Below are 18,983 nucleotides of genomic sequence, written 5' to 3'. Positions count from 1 at the left end.
CGGCGCCGGGCCAAAAACACCACAGTGGGACTTTCCAGCCGCGTTCAGCGCCCCATCGGTTTGTCTGTGGAACCGTTGCCCGGGTTCGGCGACAAACCCATGGAGCGTGTTGCCTCTCGAGCGAATCCGCTCGTCAATGTCCCTGCGTGGGGACGTCTCGGCCTGCAAGATATCGAACCTGTTCTATGCTTATTGGAGCGTTTTGCGAGGCTTTCCCGCCTTTTCAGGGGCAGTCGGCCGCTCATGGGGTCCGGCCGTATCGCCGCAGTTTCGGACCCGGACAGTGATTCCCTGCACCAACAATTTGACGCCTTACGAGGAGGGTTGGATGTATCAGGACGAAGATCCTATCGAAACCCAGGAATGGATGGAGGCGCTGGATTCCCTGATCGAGAATGAAGGAATCGAGCGTGCCAAGTTTATCCTGGAGCGCCTGTCGGAACGGGCCAGCAAAGACGGCACTCCGCTGCCCTATTCGATCACTACGCCGTTCCGCAACACGATTCCCGTCACCCAGGAAGCGCGCATGCCGGGTGACCTGTTCATGGAACGCCGCATCCGCTCACTGATCCGCTGGAACGCGCTGGCGATGGTCCTGCGGGCCAACAAGCGACCGGGCGAACTGGGCGGCCATATCTCCTCGTTTTCCTCCGCGGCCACGCTCTACGACGTGGGTTTCAACTACTTCTTCAACGCCGGGAACGAGAAGCAGGAATCGGATCTGGTCTACTTCCAGGGACATTCGTCGCCCGGGATCTACGCCCGCTCCTTCCTGGAAGGACGTTTTGACGAAGAACATCTGGACAAGTACCGGGAAGAGGTGGATGGCAACGGGTTGTCGTCCTATCCCCACCCCTGGTTGATGCCGGATTATTGGCAATTCCCGACGGTGTCCATGGGTCTGGGGCCGATCCAGGCGATCTACCAGGCCCACGTGATGAAGTACCTGCACAGTCGCGAGCTGGTCGATATGGGTGATCGCCACGTCTGGTGCTTCGTCGGTGACGGCGAGTGCGACGAACCGGAAACCCTGGGTGCGATCGCCCTGGCCGGACGTGAGAAACTGGATAACCTGATCTTCGTGATCAACTGCAACCTGCAGCGCCTGGATGGCCCGGTACGGGGCAACGGCAAGATCATCCAGGAGATGGAAGGCGTCTTCCGCGGGGCCAACTGGAATGTCCTCAAGGTGGTCTGGGGCCGCATGTGGGACCAGCTGTTCGAGCGCGACACCGACGGCATCATGCAGCGGACCATGGACGAGTGTTGCGACGGCGACCTGCAGAACTTCAAGAGCAACGGCGCGGCCTACACCCGCAAGAATTTCTTCGGCCGCTACCCGGAACTGGCCAAAATGGTCGAAGACCTGTCCGACGAGGATATCGGCCAGCTCAACCGCGGCGGTCACGATCCCTACAAGGTGTATGCGGCCTATCACGATGCGGTCCACCACAAGGGCCAGCCCACGGTCATCCTGGCGCATACCATCAAGGGGTATGGCTTCGGTGCTGCTGGCGAGGCGCAGAACACGGCTCACTCCCTGAAGAAGCTGGATATCGACGGCCTCAAGGCCTTCCGTGATCGCTTCGGTATTCCGCTCAAGGATGAAGAGCTGAAGGACGTGCCGTACTACCGTCCGGCGCCGGACAGTCCCGAGATGGTGTACATGAAGAAGCGCCGGCAGGAGCTGGGCGGCTTCTATCCCAAGCGCCGCAAGGACAGCCAGCCGCTGAAGATTCCCGACCTGGATATTTTCAGCAACCTGCTGGAGGGCTCCGGCGACCGGGAAATTTCCACCACCATGGCCTTCGTGCGTCTGCTGACGTCGCTGACCAAGGACAAGCGGGTCGGTAAACGGGTGGTACCGATCGTGCCGGACGAGGCGCGGACCTTCGGCATGGAAGGCATGTTCCGGCAACTGGGGATCTACACTTCCGAAGGGCAGAAGTACACGCCCCAGGATCGCGACCAGATCATGTACTACAAGGAGGACAAGCAGGGGCAGATCCTCGAGGAAGGCATCACCGAGGACGGCTCCATGGCCGCCTGGATGGCGTGTGCCACCTCCTACAGCACCAACGATTTCCCGCTGATTCCGTTCTACAGCTTCTATTCCATGTTCGGCTTCCAGCGAGTGGGCGACCTGGCCTGGGCTTCCGGCGACATCCAGGCCCGCGGCTTCCTGATGGGCGGCACCTCCGGGCGCACGACGCTCAACGGCGAAGGGCTCCAGCACCAGGACGGTCACAGCCACATCCTCGCCCAGACCATTCCCACCTGCGTGGCCTACGACCCGGCCTACGCCTACGAGATGGCGGTGGTGGTTCACGATGGCATGAAGCGGATGTACGAGGACAATGAAAACGTCTTCTACTACATCACCATCATGAACGAAAACTACCTGCAGCCGGCCATGCCCAAGGGCATCGAGAACGGCATCAACAAGGGCATGTACAAGCTGGAATCGGTGGAAACCAAGGGCCGCAAGAAAACCCCCCGGGTCCAGTTGCTGGGGAGCGGTGCGATCCTCAACGAGGTGCGCGAAGCCGCCAAGCTGCTGCGGGACGACTACAGCGTGGCCAGCGACGTCTGGAGCGTCACCAGCTTCAACGAACTGGCCCGCGACGGCCAGCATGTGGATCGCTGGAACAAACTGCATCCGGACGACAAGGCCAAGCAGTCTTACGTCACCAAGTGCCTGGAGAAACAGAAGGGCCCGGTGGTGGCATCCACCGACTACATGAAACTCTACGCCGACCAGATCCGCCGTTGGGTGCCAACCCACTATGAGGTGCTCGGCACCGACGGTTTCGGTCGCAGCGATACCCGGGAGCGACTCCGCAGCTTCTTCGAAGTGGACCGTTACCACGTGGTGGTGGCGGCCCTGAGCGCGCTGTCGGTCGACGGAGACATCAAACAGGAGCAGGTTTTGGACGCGATGCGCAAGTACGGGATCGATCGCAATAAACCCAATCCGGTGAAGAGCTAAGGAGACCGCCATGAGTGAACAGGACATCAAGGTGCCCGATCTTGGCGGTGCGGATGAGGTTGAAGTCATCGAGATCACCGTCAGCAAGGGCGACACCGTCGAAGAGGAGGATCCGATCCTGACGGTGGAATCGGACAAGGCGTCGGTGGACCTGCCGGCGCCGGTGGCTGGCAAGATCACCAGGATCAGCGTCAAGGTGGGGGACAAGATCAAGGAAGGCGATGTGGTCGGCACGATTGACGCCGAGGGAGCCGGCGGCGAGTCGTCTGAGGAGGACGATCAGCCGGAAGACAAGGCGGCCGACTCGTCCGATACCTCGTCCCAAAAGACCTCGTCTGACGAGAAGGCGTCCGCCAGGAAATCCTCCGGAAAATCCGGCGGCGGTTCCCGCAAGGAAACGGTGAAAGTGCCCAATCTCGACGGCACGGAAGACGTGCCGGTCATCGAGATCAATGTGAAGGCCGGGGATGAGGTCGCTGAGGAAGATCCGCTGGTCACCGTGGAATCGGACAAAGCCACCTTTGAGATCCCGTCGCCCTACGCCGGCAAGGTCGGCAAGGTGCTGGTCAAGGAAGGGGACAAGCTCTCGGAAGGCGACGACCTGCTGGAGATGACGATCTCCGACGGCGGCGGAGCCGATAATGATGAAGAGGCCGGCAGTGAGGACGCGTCTGCAGAGGCGTCGGAAGCACCGGCTGAAAAGGCGGAAGATAAGGCACCGAAATCCGGCAAGAAGGCATCGGGCGGCGGTTCCCGTAAGGAAACGGTCAAGGTGCCGAGCATGGATGGCGCGGAGGACGTCCCGGTCATCGAGGTGAACGTCAGCAAGGGCGACGAGGTTGCCGAGGAAGACCCACTGGTGACCGTGGAGTCTGACAAGGCCACCTTCGAGATCCCATCGCCCTACGCCGGCAAGATCGACAAGGTGCTCGTCAGCGAAGGAGATAAGCTGTCCGAAGGCGACGACCTGCTGGAAATGACCGTGTCCGGCGAGGACCAGGACGAAGAGGAGGCCGACGAGGCGCCGGCAGAAGGTCAGAAAGAGGCGACGCGGCAAAGCCCGGAACGTCAGCAACCGGCCCGCAGCGAAACGGAATCCGAACCCAAGACCAGTGGCAAGGTGCATGCCGGCCCCGCCGTGCGCAAGCTGGCCCGGGAGTTCGGCGTCGACATGGCGCGGATCAAGGGCAGCGGCCCGAAAGGACGCATCCTCAAGGACGACGTCCAGGCCTATGTGAAGGGTGAGTTGCAGAAAACCCAGGAGGGTGGCGCAGCCGCACCCGGCGGTGGTGGCATTCCTGGCGTCAAACTGCCGGACTTCAGCCAGTTCGGGGAGATCGAGCGGGAAGCCATGTCGCGCATCCAGGTGGCCACCGCCAACAACATGCAGCGCAACTGGCTCAACGTGCCGCACGTGACCCAGCACGACGAGGCCGACATCACCGACATGGACGCCTTCCGTAAGAGCTTGAAAGCGGAAGGCGAGAAGCGCGGGGTCAAGATGACGCCGCTGGCGTTCATGCTCAAGGCCTGCGCCCAGGCCCTGACGGAACTGCCCCAGTTCAACGTGTCGCTGGATATGGAGCGCAAGGAGCTGATCCGCAAGCAGTACATCCACATCGGCATCGCCGTGGATACCCCCAACGGGCTGATGGTCCCGGTGATCCGGGATGTGGATAAGAAAGGCCTGTGGGAGCTGGCGGAGGAAGCGTCCGACATGGCCGCCAAGGCCCGGGACAAGAAGCTCAAACCCAACGAAATGCAGGGTGGCTGCTTCTCCATCACCAGCCTGGGCGGCATCGGTGGCACGGCGTTTACGCCCATCGTCAGCACCCCGGAAGTGGCGATCCTCGGTGTCTCGAAAGCCTCGATGAAACCGGTGTGGGACGGTGAGGCCTTCGAGCCGCGGCTGATGATGCCGTTGTCGCTGTCCTACGATCACCGTGCCGTGAATGGGGCGGATGCCGCGCGGTTTACGACGTTGCTGGGGCAGTTGCTGGGGGATGTTCGGCGATTGCTGTTGTAAGCGGTGACTGATGATGGCTTAAAAGCAGGCTTCGGCCTGCTTTTTTGTTGCGTGGGTGTTGGGCTTTCTGTGCTCGGGGTTGAAGCCAACGGGCACCATCGCTTCCGTCGCCTAAGAGGGCCGTCCGTGGCCGCTTATGCGACGAGGACATCCTGTCCTCTGCTCCAGCGATGGCGCCCATTGGCTTCGATTTGAGATTTGTGCAGAACGCGACCTGGTTTGCGCTTGATGCCAGTCACTCGAGCTATGGGCGAAACAAATGGATGTCAGACCTGGAGGAGGGACAAGGATGTCCCGGTTGTATTAGCCGGCCAGGGACGGCCGTCTAATCACAACGGAAGGGCTGGCATCCATTTGATTCGCTTCCACCGAATCAAAGCCGATGTGGCCTCGCAGTCGGAAGCAACACAATAAAGAAGATCAATCCAGAAACGCCCGCAACTCCTGCTGCATGTCCTCCTCCAGATAGCAGGTCACGAACTTGCCGTCCTTCTCCACACGAATCAGCCCGGCGTTCACCAGTTCCTTGATGTGATGGGAAATGGTCGGCGCGCCCACCTTCATGGAATTGATGAAATCCACCAGCTTGCAGCCGCTGTCTTTCAACGGGCTGACCCGGGCGGCCTTGATCTGCTGGTAGATGCGCAGGCGATTAGGGTTGGACAGCGCCTTGAAGGCGCGGGCCAGGCGTTCGGAATGGGGCGGTTCTCTGGTTGGCATAACGGTCCCGACAGCAGTCTTTAAAGGCCATTCTATTACAATTTGACAATTATCGAAACGTATAATAATTTGACGATTGTCGAATTATGAAAGGATCACGATCCCATGAAGAACGGCCTCAAGAACAAGCCCGCCGACGACGGCGCCCGGATGAGCGCCAGCGACCTGCTGGGCCAGCCCCTGACGCTGCGCAATGGCAATGTCCTGCCGAATCGCTTCGCCAAGTCCGCCATGAGTGAAACCATGGGCACGCTCGACAACCGCGTCACCCACGACCTGGCGACCCTCTACGACACCTGGGCCGAAGGTGGCACCGGCCTGCTGATTACGGGGAACGTGATGATCGACCGGCGTCACACCGGCGAGCCGCAGAACGTGGTACTGGAAGATGAGCGCGATCTGCCGGCCCTCAAGACCTGGGCCGCCGCAGGCCAGCGGCGCGGCAACGCCATCTGGATGCAGCTGAACCATCCGGGCAAGCAGAGCCCCAAGATGCTGAACCGCGACCCGGTCTCTCCCAGCGCGATCCCGTTCCGGAAGGAACTGCAGAGCATGTTCGCCACGCCCAGGGCCCTGACCGGCCCGGAGATCGAGGACATCATCCAGCGGTTCGGCCGCAGTGCGGCCATTGCCGAGAAGGCCGGTTTTGACGGGGTGCAGATCCACGGTGCCCACGGCTACCTGATCAGCCAGTTCCTGTCACCGCACCACAACCAGCGCACCGACGATTGGGGTGGCACGGCCGAGAAGCGCATGCGTTTCGTGGTCGAAGTCTACAAAGCCATTCGGGCCGCCACCTCGGAAACATTCAACGTGGGCATCAAGCTGAACTCGGCGGATTTCCAGCGCGGTGGATTCACCGAGGAAGAGTCCCTTGCAGTGATCGAGACGCTGGCGGACCTGGGCATCGACCTGATCGAGATCTCCGGCGGCAACTACGAGAATCCCGCGATGGCCAAGGGCACCAAGGCCAGTACCCGGGCCCGGGAAGCCTACTTCCTGGAGTTTGCCGAGAAAGTGCGTGAACGGGCCGACGTGCCCCTGATGGTGACCGGCGGCTTCCGCACCCGGGACGGCATGGCGGCCGCGATCGAGAGCGGCGCCACCGATCTTGTCGGTCTGGCCCGGCCGCTGGCGGTGGAGCCGGACTTCCCGCGCCTGATCCTGGCCGGCGCCGATTTCACCAGTGCGGTGCGTCCCATCAAGACCGGCATCAAGGCCATCGACAACATGGGGTTGATGGAGGTGAGCTGGTACACGCGGCAGCTGGAACGCATGGGGCGCGGCAAGTCGCCACGTCAGCACGACCGCGGTTTGCTGTCGCTGATGCAGGTGATTTCGGTGATGACGACGCGGGGGTTGAGAACGCGTCTTCGGGCCGGCGAGTAAGTGATCGGGCCCGGGAAAACCGGGCCCGAAACGAATCAGTTGGCGAAGTACATCCAGTCGAAGTAGTCGTGCAGGTCGTCCATAACGGCCGCTTCGAACGGGTGGGTCAGCTCAAACAGCAGGCTGGTGTTTTCAGCGTGTTTCATAAGGCATCACCTCCAAACGGTGCAATCCGGTTCCATTCAGTCCTGAGGCCTGACTTCGCGCGCCTCTGTCCTCTACAAAAAAAGCATTGGCTGTGCCATGTGTTGCAAAGTCTGCTAAATCAGTCAGTTGGTTTTTGATCGCCCGCCTGTCGTCCTGTTCCCTTGCCCCATGTTGAGTCGCATCGCGTGAAGTTGGTGCGCGCACGCCGCTTTACTGTCTAAAGTGGACGTCAGGGTGATCGACTATTCAGCGCAAACCTGACTTCCATCAATGGGAGCCCGCAGGCGGACTGCTACTGTTCAGGGATAAAGCGCCGTTGGCAGTCCGCCGTTCTGAGTGAGGGGTCGTGAATTACGCGAATGAATTGAAAGCGTTTCCCATGGGGATCGATACCCATCAGGAACTGGTGGTCTACATGCGGGACGACTGTCACCTATGCCGCTCCGAGGGTTTCGTCGCCAGCAACCGCCTGAACGTGTCCTGTGGTGGTCGATCCATTATCGCGGTGCTGAACGTGGTCTATGGCGGCCATATCCCGCATGGCCATATCGGGCTGTCCAACAGTGCCCTGGAACGCCTGCGGGTGCGGCCGGGGACGCCGTTGACGATCAAGCACGCGCCGCCAATTCGATCGCTCGCCGCCGTTCGCAAGAAGGTGTTCGGCCACACCCTCAGCGATCACGACATCACCGCCATCATCGACGACGTCACCCGCCACCGTTACAGCGATATCGAAATTGCCGCCTTTCTCAGTGTCTGTGCCGGCGGCCGGTTGTCGCTGGCGGAAATTACCGACCTGACCCGGGCCATGGTGGCTAGTGGCGAGCGGCTGGCCTGGGGCGACGACCGCGCGATTTACGACAAACACTGCATCGGCGGCCTGCCCGGTAACCGTACTACGCCGCTGGTGGTGGCGATCTGCAGTGCCGGTGGGCTTGTCATGCCCAAAACCTCTTCCCGGGCGATCACATCGCCGGCCGGCACGGCGGATACCATGGACGTGCTCACCCATGTGGATCTTGGTGTAGCGGACATTCGCCGTGTCGTGGAGGAAGCCGGCGCCTGCCTGGCCTGGGGCGGTTCGATGAACCTGAGCCCCGCCGATGACCTGCTGATCCGGATCGAACGGGCGCTGGAGCTCGATGGCGAGGGGCAACTGATCGCCTCGGTGCTGTCCAAGAAGATTGCGGCGGGATCGACCCATGTGCTCATCGATATCCCGGTCGGCCCGACGGCCAAAGTCCGCAGCCAGCCGGAAGCGGAGCGGCTGGAGTCCCTTTTGGTGGAAGTGGGCGCGGCCTGTGGCCTATCGGTGCGCTGTGTGATGACCGATGGTCGGGGACCGGTGGGGCGGGGAATCGGTCCGGTGGAAGAAGCCCGGGATGTGCTGGCGGTATTGCAGCAAACGCCCGAGGCGCCGGCGGACCTGCGCGATCGGGCGCTGGAGTTGGCATCTCACCTGTTCGATATGGCCGATGGTGAGGGACTGGCGGCCGGTCGGGAGCAGGCCCGCGTGCTGCTTGAGGGTGGCCATGCCTGGACCCAGTTCAAGCGGATCGTGACGGCCCAGGGCGGACTCAAGACGTTGCCTCAAGCCGTCTATACCCATGAAGAGAAGGCCTCCCGCAGCGGCGTGGTCAACGCCATCGACAACCGCCGGCTGGCCAAGCTGGCCAAACTGGCCGGTGCGCCCGCCAGCAAAGCGGCCGGACTGCGACTCTGCGTGGCGCTGGGCGACCGGGTAGAGACCGGACAGCCACTGTTTCAGCTGTTCAGTGAAAGTGCCGGAGAACGGGACTATGCCCTGGACTATTACGCCACCGAACAACCCATTTTCAGCCTGGTGAACCAACCATGACGCCCGCTGCCGAGAAAACGCCGCTGCTGTTTGCCTTTCAGGAGTTGCCGCTGCAACAACCCCTTTGCGACCGACTGAGGGCCCAGGTCGGGCAACTGGAGTCGCGTTATTTTCCAGACGGTGAAAGCTATGTGCGCGTGCTCTCGGACGTGGTCGGGCGTCACTGCCTCCTGCTGGCGGACCTGTCCCATCCCGATGATCGCTACCTGCCGCTGATTTTCCTCGCCGACACCTTGCGGGATCTCGGTGCCGCGTCGGTGGGGCTGGTGGCGCCCTATCTCTGTTACATGCGACAGGATGCCCGCTTCCAATCCGGTGAAGCGATCACCTCGAAAATTTTTGCCCGTAGCCTGTCTGCCCACATCGACTGGTTGGTCACCGTGGAGCCGCACCTGCATCGCTTCCGCAGTCTGGATCAGCTTTACAGCGTGCCCAGCCGGGTCGTGCAGGCGGCGCCGGCGTTGGTAGAGTGGCTGGGTCAGCGCCGGCATCTACTGTTGGTCGGCCCGGATGCGGAGAGTGAACAGTGGGTGGCCGAGATTGCGCGGCGCAGCGGTCATCCTTATGTGATTGGCCGTAAGGAACGCCTGGGCGATCGCCATGTGCGGGTGACCCTGCCGCCGGTGGAGCAGTACGACGATCGCGTGGCGGTCATCATCGACGATGTGATCTCCAGCGGCCATACCATCCTCAAGTGCCTGCAGGCTCTTGAAGCCGGTGGCATCGAACAGGTGGAGTGCGTGGCGGTGCACGGCATCTTTGCGGACGAGTCCGACGCCCAGCTCGTGGGCGCCGGCCTGGCCGGGCTGGTGACCACGAACACCGTGCCGCACGCCACCAACGATATCGACGTCAGTCCGTTGCTGGCGCCGGCGATACAGGCCTGTCTGAAAGCAGCACGGGAGACATGATATGCGGATCACCTTTTTGGGCGGAGCCGAGACCGTCACCGGTTCCAAGTTTCTGCTGGAAACCGATAACACCCGCGTCCTGATCGACTGCGGGTTGTTCCAAGGCTACAAGTGGTTACGCCGTCGTAACTGGGAACCGCTGCCCATGGACATCGACGGGCTGGATGCGATCGTCCTCACCCATGCCCACCTCGATCACTCCGGTTACATTCCGGTGCTCTACAAAGCCGGATACCGCGGGCCGGTTTTTACCCACCACGCATCACGGGAACTTTGCGCCATCCTGCTGGCAGACAGTGGCCACCTGCAGGAAGAGGAGGCGGACTACCTGGGCCGGCACAAACTCAGCCGTCACGAAAAGCCCGAGCCGTTGTACGACCGGGCCACCGCCGAAGCCAGCATGGGGCTGTTCCAGTCGGTGGGATACCACGAGACCTTCGCAGTGGGCGATTTCCAGTTTCACCTTCAGTCGGCGGGACACATCCTGGGATCGGCCAGCGTGATCATCGAGGTGGAGGGCAAACGTATCGGCGTATCCGGCGATGTGGGCCGGCCCCACGACCTGTTCATGAATCCGCCACCACCGTTGCCGGAACTGGACCTGCTGTTGCTCGAGTCCACCTACGGCAATCGCCGGCACCCGGAAGAAGACCCCTACAGCGAGTTGGCAAAGATCGTTAACGAAACCATCAGCGGTGGCGGCAATGTCCTGATTCCCTCCTTTGCGGTGGGGCGGGCCCAGGTGCTGCAGTACATGCTGGCGCGCCTGATCCGTGAGCAGCGCATTCCGGAAATTCCCATCTACCTGGACAGTCCGATGGCGATTGACGTGTCCGGTATTTACTGGAACTACCCCGAGCAGCACCGCCTGAGCGAGAAGGAATGCCATGAGATGGCCAGCGCCGCCATCTACACCCGCTCCGTGGACGAGTCCAAAGCGCTGACCAACCAGGCGTTCCCGCACGTGGTGATTGCGGGCAGTGGCATGGCGACCGGCGGACGTATTTTGCATCACTTCAAAGAGCGTCTGGGCGATCCGCGTACGACGGTGCTGTTTGCAGGTTACCAGGCTGGGGGCACCCGGGGCGCGAAGATGATGGCCGGCGCCGAAGCCGTGAAAATCCACGGCAGCTGGATCCCCATCAAGGCGCGTATCGAGATGCTGGACGGCCTGTCGGCCCATGCGGATTACGTCGAGCTGGAGCAGTGGCTGGCAGCCAGTGACCTACGTCCCGGAACGGCGATTCAACTGGTCCACGGCGAGCCGGAATCGTCGGAAACCCTGCGCGATTATCTCCGGCAGCGGACAAAGTTCGAGGTGGATATCGCGGGCTACCACACCATCCTGCGGGTCTGACCGTCAGGCATAAAAAAGCCCCGGCGAACCGGGGCTTTTGGGGCTTGGTTGTGGATCAGAAGTTGTACTGACCGGCGAACATGATGCGGCTGGCATCACCGTCGTCGCCGTTTTGCTTGTCGACCATGAAGTAGGCGTATTCAACACCCATGGTGACGTTCTTCACTGGACTCCACATGTAGTTGAGCATGGCGTTGCTGTTGGTTTCGTGTTCGTCTGCGACATCTACACCATCATCTTCGGCGTCATCCCAGTCGTTCTGGACCCAGCCGTAGCCGGCGTTGATCGAACCCGGACCAACATCGACGCCTACACCAATCGTGCCACCATAGCCGGTGATGGTGTCCAGGTCGCCGTTACCTTTCACGTAGGCATCCGCCGCGCCGAAGTTATCGCCGGAACGGTACAGGTAGGAGTTGGCACCGTCGCTGTAGGTCACTGCACCCTGAATGCTGACGGTATCGGTGACGGCAAACTTGGCCGCGCCGAAGACGGCATAGCCGATCGCCTGATCATCCTGTGTGCCTGTGTCGTACTCCACCTGGTGCATCAGGGCAGCAGCCGACAGGGACAGCGGGCCGGACGAATTCTCGAAACGTGCGGTCAGTGTCGGCAGGCTGTTTTTCTCAGAGTCTGCAGGCTCATTCAAAACACTGGTGACGTTATCTTCCAGAGAAACCGACAGTGGACCTGTCGTGTAACGGGCTTGGGTGACACGGCCCTGCAGACCGGCGTTACCGGCCAATGCGTCGAAGTCCAGGACGGACGTGTTACCCACAAAACTGTTGAAGTTGGACCAGGTCTGACCCAGCAGCACGCCCATGTATTCACCGTAGGCGTGACGCAGTCGCAGATCGCCACCGCCGTTACCACGGAAGTCCCCTTCCACGACGACCTTGACACCTTGCTCGGTTGTAACCTTCACGCCCAGGCGGGACTGCACGGCGTCCGCATCAAAGTGACCGGTGACTTCATTATCTTCGGCGGCACCGGTGTTCACCTTGTCGAAAGAACCAGCCTGGGTGGACACACCGATATCCTCATCGATGTCGTAAACAGCGTTCATGCGGGCGTAACCGTACAGCTCGGCATCGATTGACCCTGGATTGAGTTCGATAGCGCTGGCCTGGGAGGCGAGCCCCAGTACCATCGCCGCCGTTGTTGCCTGAACTGCGATTGTTATTTTGTTGCGGTTCATTGAAGTGTTCTCCATGCGTTATTGTTGTGTTGCGTCTTCTTCAAAGTAGTTACGGTTTGGTGACAATTCAAACAAGTTGATCGTTATTTATACCAAGGTCTAATTCCCGGGAAACTCCTTTTTAATCGCGGTCCAGTGAGGCTTTGTTCACGTAAAGGATAAACATGTCTGAGACCGTCGCCTTCCTCGATTCCGCCACCTTCGCTTTTCTCGATCTGGAGACTACCGGCGGCAACGCCATGCACGACCGGATCACCGAGATCGGTATCCGCTTCTGGCGCAACGGCGAGGTGGTGGATGAATGGCAGACACTGCTGAATCCGGAAACGCGAATTTCCGCCTTTATTGAACGGCTTACAGGCATCAGCAACGAGATAGTGGCGGACGCACCGCGGTTCGCGGAGATCGCCGACACGCTGCGGGAAAAGCTGAAGGACACCGTCTTTGTCGCTCACAATGCCCGCTTCGACTACGGCTTTATCAAGGCGGAATTCCGTCGATTGGGGCAGGCGTTTTCGTCGAAAGTGCTGTGTACGGTCAAGTTGTCCCGCCGGCTGTATCCGGAATTCCGGCGCCACAACATGGATGCGCTCATTGCCCGGCATGGGCTGCCCGATGTGCAGCGTCACCGGGCCATGGGCGATGTGACCGCAATGCAGGCGTTTTTCGAGGCCTCGTTGCAGGATAAGGGCGCGGAGCAGGTGGAAGCCGCTGTCAGGCACCTGCTGCGCCGTCCCAGCGTGCCGTCGCATTTGCCGCCGGATATCCTCGAAACCCTGCCCCAGGCGCCGGGCGTGTACCGCTTCTACGGCGAAAATGACGTGCTGCTGTATGTGGGCAAAAGCACCAATATCCTGCAGCGCGTGGCGTCCCATTTTTCCGGCGACCACAACTCCCATCGTGGGGTGCGCATGTCCCAGAGTTTGCGCCGGGTGGACTGGACGGAAACCGCCGGCGAGCTGGGGGCGCTGTTGCTCGAGCTGCACCAGATCAAGAACCTGAATCCCCTCTACAACCGGCGTTCCAGGGCCGCCAAAACACTCGTCAGCATTGAACTGACCCACAACGAAGCGGGTTACCTGCAGGCCCGGTTGGTGAGGGAAATCGAACCGCATCGGTTGGGGGACTACTTCGGACTGTTCCGCAGCATCCGGGACGCCGAACGGGCCCTGCAAGGCATCGCCGCCAAGAACGACCTCTGCAACAAACTGCTGGGTTTGGAGCCGGAAGGTGAGGGGCCCTGTTTCCAGCGCACGCTGGGCCGCTGCAAAGGCGCTTGCGAGCAGGATGAGGATGTCACCCGCTATAACCTGCGCATGCAGATCGGCTTCCATAACCTGCGGCTGAATACCTGGCCGTGGCAGGGGCCGGTCGGCGTCGTCGAACATAATCGGGAGCGCGATCGCACCGACATCCTCGTCATCTACAATTGGATGCACGTCGCCACGTTGCACGATGAAAGCGATCTCCAGGATCTCTCTCTGGGCGGCCAGAGTGTCATCTTCGACCTGGATTCCTATAAACTGGTCGTCAAAGCCCTGATGGGGCGGGACGGTCGATCCCGCCGTATTGTCGAGCTACCTGCAGTGAGCACGCCGGATGTCCTGATACCGGACGGCTTACTGTTTGAATGAATCTGTCTGCCGGGAGAGAACTGCTTGTCGCTGCGTGTTGGATTGTTGTTGCTGCCGGGTGCCTCCGCACTGACCTATGCGGCCGCGGTCGAACCGATGCAGGCGGCCAACCGTCTGTTGGGCGAGACGTGTTTCTCCATCGAGCACCTGGGCCTGGGCGCCGCTTTCGGTTCCGGTCTGCCGATCCCACAAACGCCTCTCGATCATTGCGATCCGCCCCTGGACTGGCTGCTGCTGGTGGGCGGTCATGCGCCGCCTCGTGAACTGCCGGACGATTTCGCGCAAAAGCTCACGCATCATGCGGACTGTGTGTCGACATTGGGCGGCCTGGCCAGCGGTGGTCTGCTGCTGGCCGAGGCGGGATTGCTGGATGGCTATCGCGCCGCTCTGCACGGCTTGCCGGCCTCTCAGCTGCGCGAACGCTTTCCGGCCATTCGCCAGACCGAGGACGTGTTCTGTGTGGATCGCAATCGGCTGACCTGCCGTGGCGCCACCGCCGCGCAGGACCTGATGATCTGGACCATCGGCCGCGAGCTGGGCCGTGATGTCGCAGAAGCGCTGGCCCAGTGGTTTGTCCGCGAACGGGTCGGGGAGCCGGAACTTGGTGGTGGCGCCGAACTCGATCAGGCCACCCGCGCCGAGCAGCCCGCGCTGGCGGAAGCCGTCGACCTGATGTTTGCCAACATCGAAGAGCCTTTATCCGGTGACGACATCGCCGGGCACGTGAACCTGTCCCGCCGCCAACTGGAGCGGCTGTTCCGCAAATACCTCGACACCGTGCCGTCCCGTTATTACCTCAAGATCCGCCTGGATCGCGCCCGCGAGCTGGTGCGCAACAGCGCACTGAGCCTGACGGATATTGCGCTTTCCTGCGGGTTCTCCTCAGGTGCGCATTTCAGTACGACCTATCGCAATGCCTTCGGTTTAACGCCGTCAGAAGATCGCGAAGTCTGAGTCCGAGCTTCATTCAATAGCGAATTCTCCGAGTCCCGCAGGTTGGGCTGACGCAGGAAGCCCAACAATAAGCGGGCACCGGACGTTCCCGTTATCGTGGGACAGGCTTGCAGCATGGGTTCTCAAAAGCCGGCTTGGCGACCCTTGGATGGGACAGGCCGCAAGCCCGGCTTGTTGGGCTTCCTGCGTCAGCCCAACCTACCAGAGACTCTGATCTCTGACGTTAACTCCAAAGCTTGTTGGCTTCGATCAGACCGTGTTGCGAGACGCCGGGACCCTGCGGGCCCTCTGAAGCGTCGGCTACACGGACAGAAGCAACCAGGAACACTTCGCCATTTTTCAGGTCGCAATCCTGTAACGGCCGGGTCGCATTCCTGAAAGCGACACGGGTGGCGCCCGTCTAGACTCGTTGCCAGTTTCTGCCAACACCCAACAACGAGGCTCTTATGACAACACCTTCCATTACCCGAGAAATGTTTGATGACGTGATGGTCCCCAACTACGCGCCGGGCAAGATCATCCCCGTTCGTGGCGAGGGATCGCGAGTCTGGGATCAGGAAGGTAAGGAATACGTGGACTTGGCCGGCGGCATCGCCGTGACGTCTCTGGGCCATGCCCACCCGGGACTGCTGGGCGCATTGACCAGCCAGGCCGAGAAGATCTGGCACCTGTCCAATGTCATGACCAACGAGCCGGCCATCCACCTGGCCAAAACCCTGTGCGACCTGACCTTCGCCGAGCGTGTGTTCTTCGCCAACTCCGGCGGCGAAGCCAACGAAGCCGCCTTCAAGCTGGCACGCCGCTACGCGTGGCAGCACTTCGGTGGCGAGAAGAACGAAATCATCTCGTTCAAGAACAGCTTCCACGGCCGCACCCTGTTCACCGTCAGCGTCGGCGGTCAGCCCAAGTACCTGGAAGGTTTCGAGCCGGCACCGAAGGGCATCCACCACGCCGACTTCAACGACCTGGCCAGCGTCGAGAAACTGATCTCCGACAAGACCTGCGCCATTGTGGTCGAGCCGATCCAGGGCGAGGGCGGCATCCTGCCGGGCGAGCAGTCCTTCCTGGAAGGCCTGCGCGAGCTGTGCGACAAGCACAACGCCCTGCTGGTGTTCGATGAAGTCCAGACCGGCGTTGGTCGTACCGGCCACCTCTATGCTTACCAGATGTACGGCGTGACCCCGGACATCCTCTCCACCGCCAAATCCCTCGGCGGCGGCTTCCCGGTCGGCGCCATGCTGACCACCGCGAAGATCGCCGAAAGCCTGGGTGTCGGCACCCACGGCAGCACCTACGGCGGCAACCCGCTGGCCTGCGCGGTCGCCCAGCGTGTGATCGATATCGTCAGCCAGCCCGAAGTGCTCAAGGGTGTTGAAGCCCGCTCCAAGCGCCTGCGCGAAGGTATGGAAAAGATTGGCCAGAAATACGGCGTGTTCGAACAGGTGCGTGGTGCCGGCCTGCTGCTCGGTGGCGTATTGACCGACGAGTGGAAGGGCAAGGCCAAGGAATTCCTCAATGCCGGCCTGGAAGAAGGTGTGATGGTGCTGGTCGCCGGCGCCAACGTGGTTCGTCTGGCACCGTCCCTGATCATCCCCGAGTCCGACATCGACGAGGCCCTGGTTCGCTTCGAACGCGCCGTCGCCAAAATCGCCGGTTAATGACTCCGGAGGCGGGCGCTCACAAGGGGCCCGCCTCCGGGCACATCACAGGAGTTATCTCTCATGTGGATTGTCCGTCCTGCTCGCCACGAAGACCTGGCCGGTATTGAAAAGCTGGCAACGGCTCACGGTGCCCGGGTCTCGACGCTGCCCCAATCCCGGGACAAGCTGAGCGAGAAAATTGATCATTCGCAGCGTTCCCTGGCCGGTGATCCCGCGCTGGCGGATCGTGAGCGTTTCCTGTTCGTGCTGGAGGACTCTGACACCGGCCGCATCCACGGTACCGCCGGTATCGATGCCCGTGCCGGCAACAGCCAGCCGTTCTACAACTACCGCCGCGACGAGCTGATCCACGCCTCCCACGAGCTGGATGTGGCCAAGCGCGTCGCGGTGCTGTACCCGACCCACGAGCTCACCGGCAAGACGCTGCTGTGCTCGTTCACCATCGATCCGGACCTGCGCGACACCGAAGCCTTCGAGCTGCTGTCCCGCTCGCGCCTGCTGTTCGTCGACCGTCATCGCGAGCGCTTTTCCGATGACGTGGTGGTGGAAATCCAGGGCGTACAGACCGAGGAAGGCGATGCGCCGTTCTGGGACAGCCTGGGTCGGCACTTCTTCCACATGGATTTTGCCACGGCGGATTACTACTCCGGTGTGAAGACCAAGACCTTCATCGCCGAGCTGATGCCGCCGAACCCGATCTACGTGACGCTGCTGTCCGATGCCGCGCAAGCTGCCATCAGCGAACCCCACGAGGCCGCCGCGCGCACCTGCCAACTGCTGGGGCGGGAAGGGTTCCGCGTCGGCCAGCACATCGACATTTTCGACGGTGGCCCGGTGCTGGAAGCCCGCACCGACGAGCTGACCTCCATCACCCGCCGCCGCAACAAGACCGCGCGCCGGGGTGAGGGCAGTCGGGGTGTGCGCTACCTGGTGGCCAATGGCGAATGCGAAAGCTTCCGCTGTTCCCTGACCAACGTCAGCGACGGCCTGGGCGACGTGGTGCGCCTGAACACCACCATCGCCGATCAGCTGGGCGTCAGCGACGGCGACGACCTGGTCCTGGTGGCCCTGTAAGGAGAGGAGATTGTTATGTTGCTGATTCGCCCCCTCAATCAGGGTGACCTGGAAGACCTGCACGATATGGCGGAAGGCGCCGGAAAAGGGCTGACCTCACTGCCGCCGAACCGCGATCTCCTGTCCCGCAAGATCGCGCGGGCCGAAGACACCTTCAACGAGCGGTGCGCGCCGGAAGCCGGCATGTACCTGTTTGCCCTGGAAGATACCGAGCAGAAGAAGTGCGTCGGTATCAGTGGTATCGAGGCCCGGGTCGGGCTGGATGAGGTCTGGTACAACTACCGCCTGAGCATCACCGTGAACGCCTCGCGGGAACTGGGCGTGCACGTGCGCACGCCGACCCTGCACCTGACCAACGACATGACCGACACCAGCGAAATCTGCTCGCTGCTGCTGTCGGACACCCACCGTCAGGGCGGCAACGGCCTGCTGCTGTCCCGCTGCCGTTTTCTGTACATGGCGGACTTCCGGGAGTTCTTCTCGGAGAAAGTCTTCGCCGAGATGCGCGGTGTGTCCGACGAGAACGGCCGCAGCCCGCTGTGGGATGCGCTGGGTCGCCGCTTCTTCGACATGGACTTCAGCGAGGCCGACTTCCTGTCCGGCATGGGCAACAAGTCGTTCATCGCCGAATTGATGCCCAAGTACCCGATCTACGTGCCCCTGTTGCCGGAGCCGGCGCGGGCCGTCATCGGTGAAGTTCACGACAACACCAAGCCGGCCCTGCGGATGCTGCAGGCCGAAGGCTTCAACTTCAACGGGCTGTGCGACATCTTCGATGGCGGTCCGGTGGTGGAAGCGTTTATCCACAACGTGCGTACGGCGCGTGAGAGCGTGAAGCGTCATGTGCTGGTCTCGCGGCAGCCGGTCAACCTGGATGTGCCACCGGAAGAGCGGGTGATGGTCTCGAACCGCTCTTTCCGGGATTTCCGGGTCACCACACTGCCGAAGAGCTGTATCAAGCCGGATACCGTGAGCATGCCCGCCGAAGTGGCGGATGCCCTGCAGGTGTCATCCGGCGATCTGGTGCGCCTGTCACCGCTCAAAGAAAACCGCACCGCCAAGTAA

At 61.6% G+C, this 18,983-nt stretch carries 13 protein-coding genes; 11 read left to right on the top strand and 2 right to left on the bottom strand.

Annotation, left to right across the window (positions count from 1 at the left end; all coding sequences use genetic code 11):
* Positions 1-328 precede the first annotated feature (328 nt).
* Positions 329-2,989, top strand: a complete 2,661-nt coding sequence (aceE, locus tag J3364_RS10345) for a pyruvate dehydrogenase (acetyl-transferring), homodimeric type (RefSeq protein ID WP_349558280.1) — start codon at positions 329-331, stop codon at positions 2,987-2,989.
* Between the two features lie 10 nt (positions 2,990-2,999).
* Positions 3,000-5,015 carry a dihydrolipoyllysine-residue acetyltransferase gene (gene aceF / locus J3364_RS10340; RefSeq protein ID WP_349558279.1) on the top strand — a complete coding sequence of 672 codons (2,016 nt, stop codon included), beginning with the start codon at positions 3,000-3,002 and terminating at the stop codon, positions 5,013-5,015.
* A gap of 420 nt (positions 5,016-5,435) precedes the next feature.
* Here aceF and J3364_RS10335 read toward each other — a convergent pair whose 3' ends face one another.
* Positions 5,436-5,735 carry an ArsR/SmtB family transcription factor gene (locus J3364_RS10335; protein ID WP_349558278.1) on the bottom strand — a complete coding sequence of 100 codons (300 nt, stop codon included), beginning with the start codon at positions 5,733-5,735 and terminating at the stop codon, positions 5,436-5,438.
* A 105-nt stretch (positions 5,736-5,840) separates the two neighbouring features.
* Here J3364_RS10335 and J3364_RS10330 point away from each other — a divergent pair, with 105 nt between their 5' ends.
* The 4 genes from J3364_RS10330 to J3364_RS10315 all read left to right on the top strand — a co-directional run bounded on the left by J3364_RS10330 (position 5,841) and on the right by J3364_RS10315 (position 11,397).
* Positions 5,841-7,124, top strand: a complete 1,284-nt coding sequence (locus tag J3364_RS10330; RefSeq protein ID WP_349558277.1) for an NADH:flavin oxidoreductase/NADH oxidase family protein — start codon at positions 5,841-5,843, stop codon at positions 7,122-7,124.
* Between the two features lie 493 nt (positions 7,125-7,617).
* On the top strand, positions 7,618-9,129 hold the full coding sequence (locus tag J3364_RS10325) for a thymidine phosphorylase family protein (RefSeq protein WP_349558276.1): 1,512 nt from the start codon (positions 7,618-7,620) through the stop codon (positions 9,127-9,129).
* Complete coding sequence (locus J3364_RS10320; protein WP_349558275.1) at positions 9,126-10,040, top strand: ribose-phosphate diphosphokinase; 915 nt, start codon at positions 9,126-9,128, stop codon at positions 10,038-10,040. The genes J3364_RS10325 and J3364_RS10320 overlap by 4 nt, the downstream gene beginning before the upstream one ends.
* Before the next feature lies 1 nt (position 10,041).
* On the top strand, positions 10,042-11,397 hold the full coding sequence (locus J3364_RS10315) for an MBL fold metallo-hydrolase RNA specificity domain-containing protein (protein WP_349558274.1): 1,356 nt from the start codon (positions 10,042-10,044) through the stop codon (positions 11,395-11,397).
* A gap of 55 nt (positions 11,398-11,452) precedes the next feature.
* Here the strand turns inward: J3364_RS10315 and J3364_RS10310 are convergent, their stop codons facing one another.
* Positions 11,453-12,595 carry a DcaP family trimeric outer membrane transporter gene (locus J3364_RS10310; protein ID WP_349558273.1) on the bottom strand — a complete coding sequence of 381 codons (1,143 nt, stop codon included), beginning with the start codon at positions 12,593-12,595 and terminating at the stop codon, positions 11,453-11,455.
* A gap of 164 nt (positions 12,596-12,759) precedes the next feature.
* Between J3364_RS10310 and J3364_RS10305 the strand changes: the two genes are divergently transcribed.
* From J3364_RS10305 to astA, 5 genes are all read left to right on the top strand, one after another.
* Positions 12,760-14,229 carry an exonuclease domain-containing protein gene (locus tag J3364_RS10305; RefSeq protein WP_349558272.1) on the top strand — a complete coding sequence of 490 codons (1,470 nt, stop codon included), beginning with the start codon at positions 12,760-12,762 and terminating at the stop codon, positions 14,227-14,229.
* A 24-nt stretch (positions 14,230-14,253) separates the two neighbouring features.
* Entirely contained in the window at positions 14,254-15,183 is a 930-nt protein-coding gene (locus tag J3364_RS10300; protein ID WP_349558271.1) for a GlxA family transcriptional regulator, read from the top strand.
* A 446-nt stretch (positions 15,184-15,629) separates the two neighbouring features.
* A complete protein-coding gene (locus tag J3364_RS10295) occupies positions 15,630-16,841 on the top strand; it encodes an aspartate aminotransferase family protein (protein WP_349558270.1) in 1,212 nt (403 codons plus the stop codon).
* A gap of 63 nt (positions 16,842-16,904) precedes the next feature.
* Positions 16,905-17,918 carry an arginine N-succinyltransferase gene (locus J3364_RS10290; RefSeq protein ID WP_349558269.1) on the top strand — a complete coding sequence of 338 codons (1,014 nt, stop codon included), beginning with the start codon at positions 16,905-16,907 and terminating at the stop codon, positions 17,916-17,918.
* Positions 17,919-17,933: 15 nt separating this feature from the next.
* Positions 17,934-18,983 carry an arginine N-succinyltransferase gene (gene astA / locus J3364_RS10285; RefSeq protein ID WP_349558268.1) on the top strand — a complete coding sequence of 350 codons (1,050 nt, stop codon included), beginning with the start codon at positions 17,934-17,936 and terminating at the stop codon, positions 18,981-18,983.

It is taken from the genome of Marinobacter sp. NFXS9 (genome assembly GCF_040148665.1).
Taxonomy (GTDB): domain Bacteria; phylum Pseudomonadota; class Gammaproteobacteria; order Pseudomonadales; family Oleiphilaceae; genus Marinobacter_A; species Marinobacter_A mangrovi.
The sequence above is the reverse complement of the archived record's forward strand: the minus strand, read 5'-3'. Positions and strand labels throughout refer to the sequence as shown.

Bases quoted from the DNA above. Each gene is read 5' to 3' on its own strand.
- J3364_RS10290 (WP_349558269.1), top strand. From the start codon at position 16,905: ATGTGGATTGTCCGTCCTGCTCGCCACGAAGACCTGGCCGGTATTGAA.
- J3364_RS10305 (WP_349558272.1), top strand. From the start codon at position 12,760: ATGTCTGAGACCGTCGCCTTCCTCGATTCCGCCACCTTCGCTTTTCTC.
- J3364_RS10310 (WP_349558273.1), bottom strand. From the start codon at position 12,595: ATGAACCGCAACAAAATAACAATCGCAGTTCAGGCAACAACGGCGGCG.
- J3364_RS10330 (WP_349558277.1), top strand. From the start codon at position 5,841: ATGAAGAACGGCCTCAAGAACAAGCCCGCCGACGACGGCGCCCGGATG.
- J3364_RS10335 (WP_349558278.1), bottom strand. From the start codon at position 5,735: ATGCCAACCAGAGAACCGCCCCATTCCGAACGCCTGGCCCGCGCCTTC.
- J3364_RS10315 (WP_349558274.1), top strand. From the start codon at position 10,042: ATGCGGATCACCTTTTTGGGCGGAGCCGAGACCGTCACCGGTTCCAAG.
- aceE (WP_349558280.1), top strand. From the start codon at position 329: ATGTATCAGGACGAAGATCCTATCGAAACCCAGGAATGGATGGAGGCG.
- astA (WP_349558268.1), top strand. From the start codon at position 17,934: ATGTTGCTGATTCGCCCCCTCAATCAGGGTGACCTGGAAGACCTGCAC.
- aceF (WP_349558279.1), top strand. From the start codon at position 3,000: ATGAGTGAACAGGACATCAAGGTGCCCGATCTTGGCGGTGCGGATGAG.
- J3364_RS10295 (WP_349558270.1), top strand. From the start codon at position 15,630: ATGACAACACCTTCCATTACCCGAGAAATGTTTGATGACGTGATGGTC.
- J3364_RS10320 (WP_349558275.1), top strand. From the start codon at position 9,126: ATGACGCCCGCTGCCGAGAAAACGCCGCTGCTGTTTGCCTTTCAGGAG.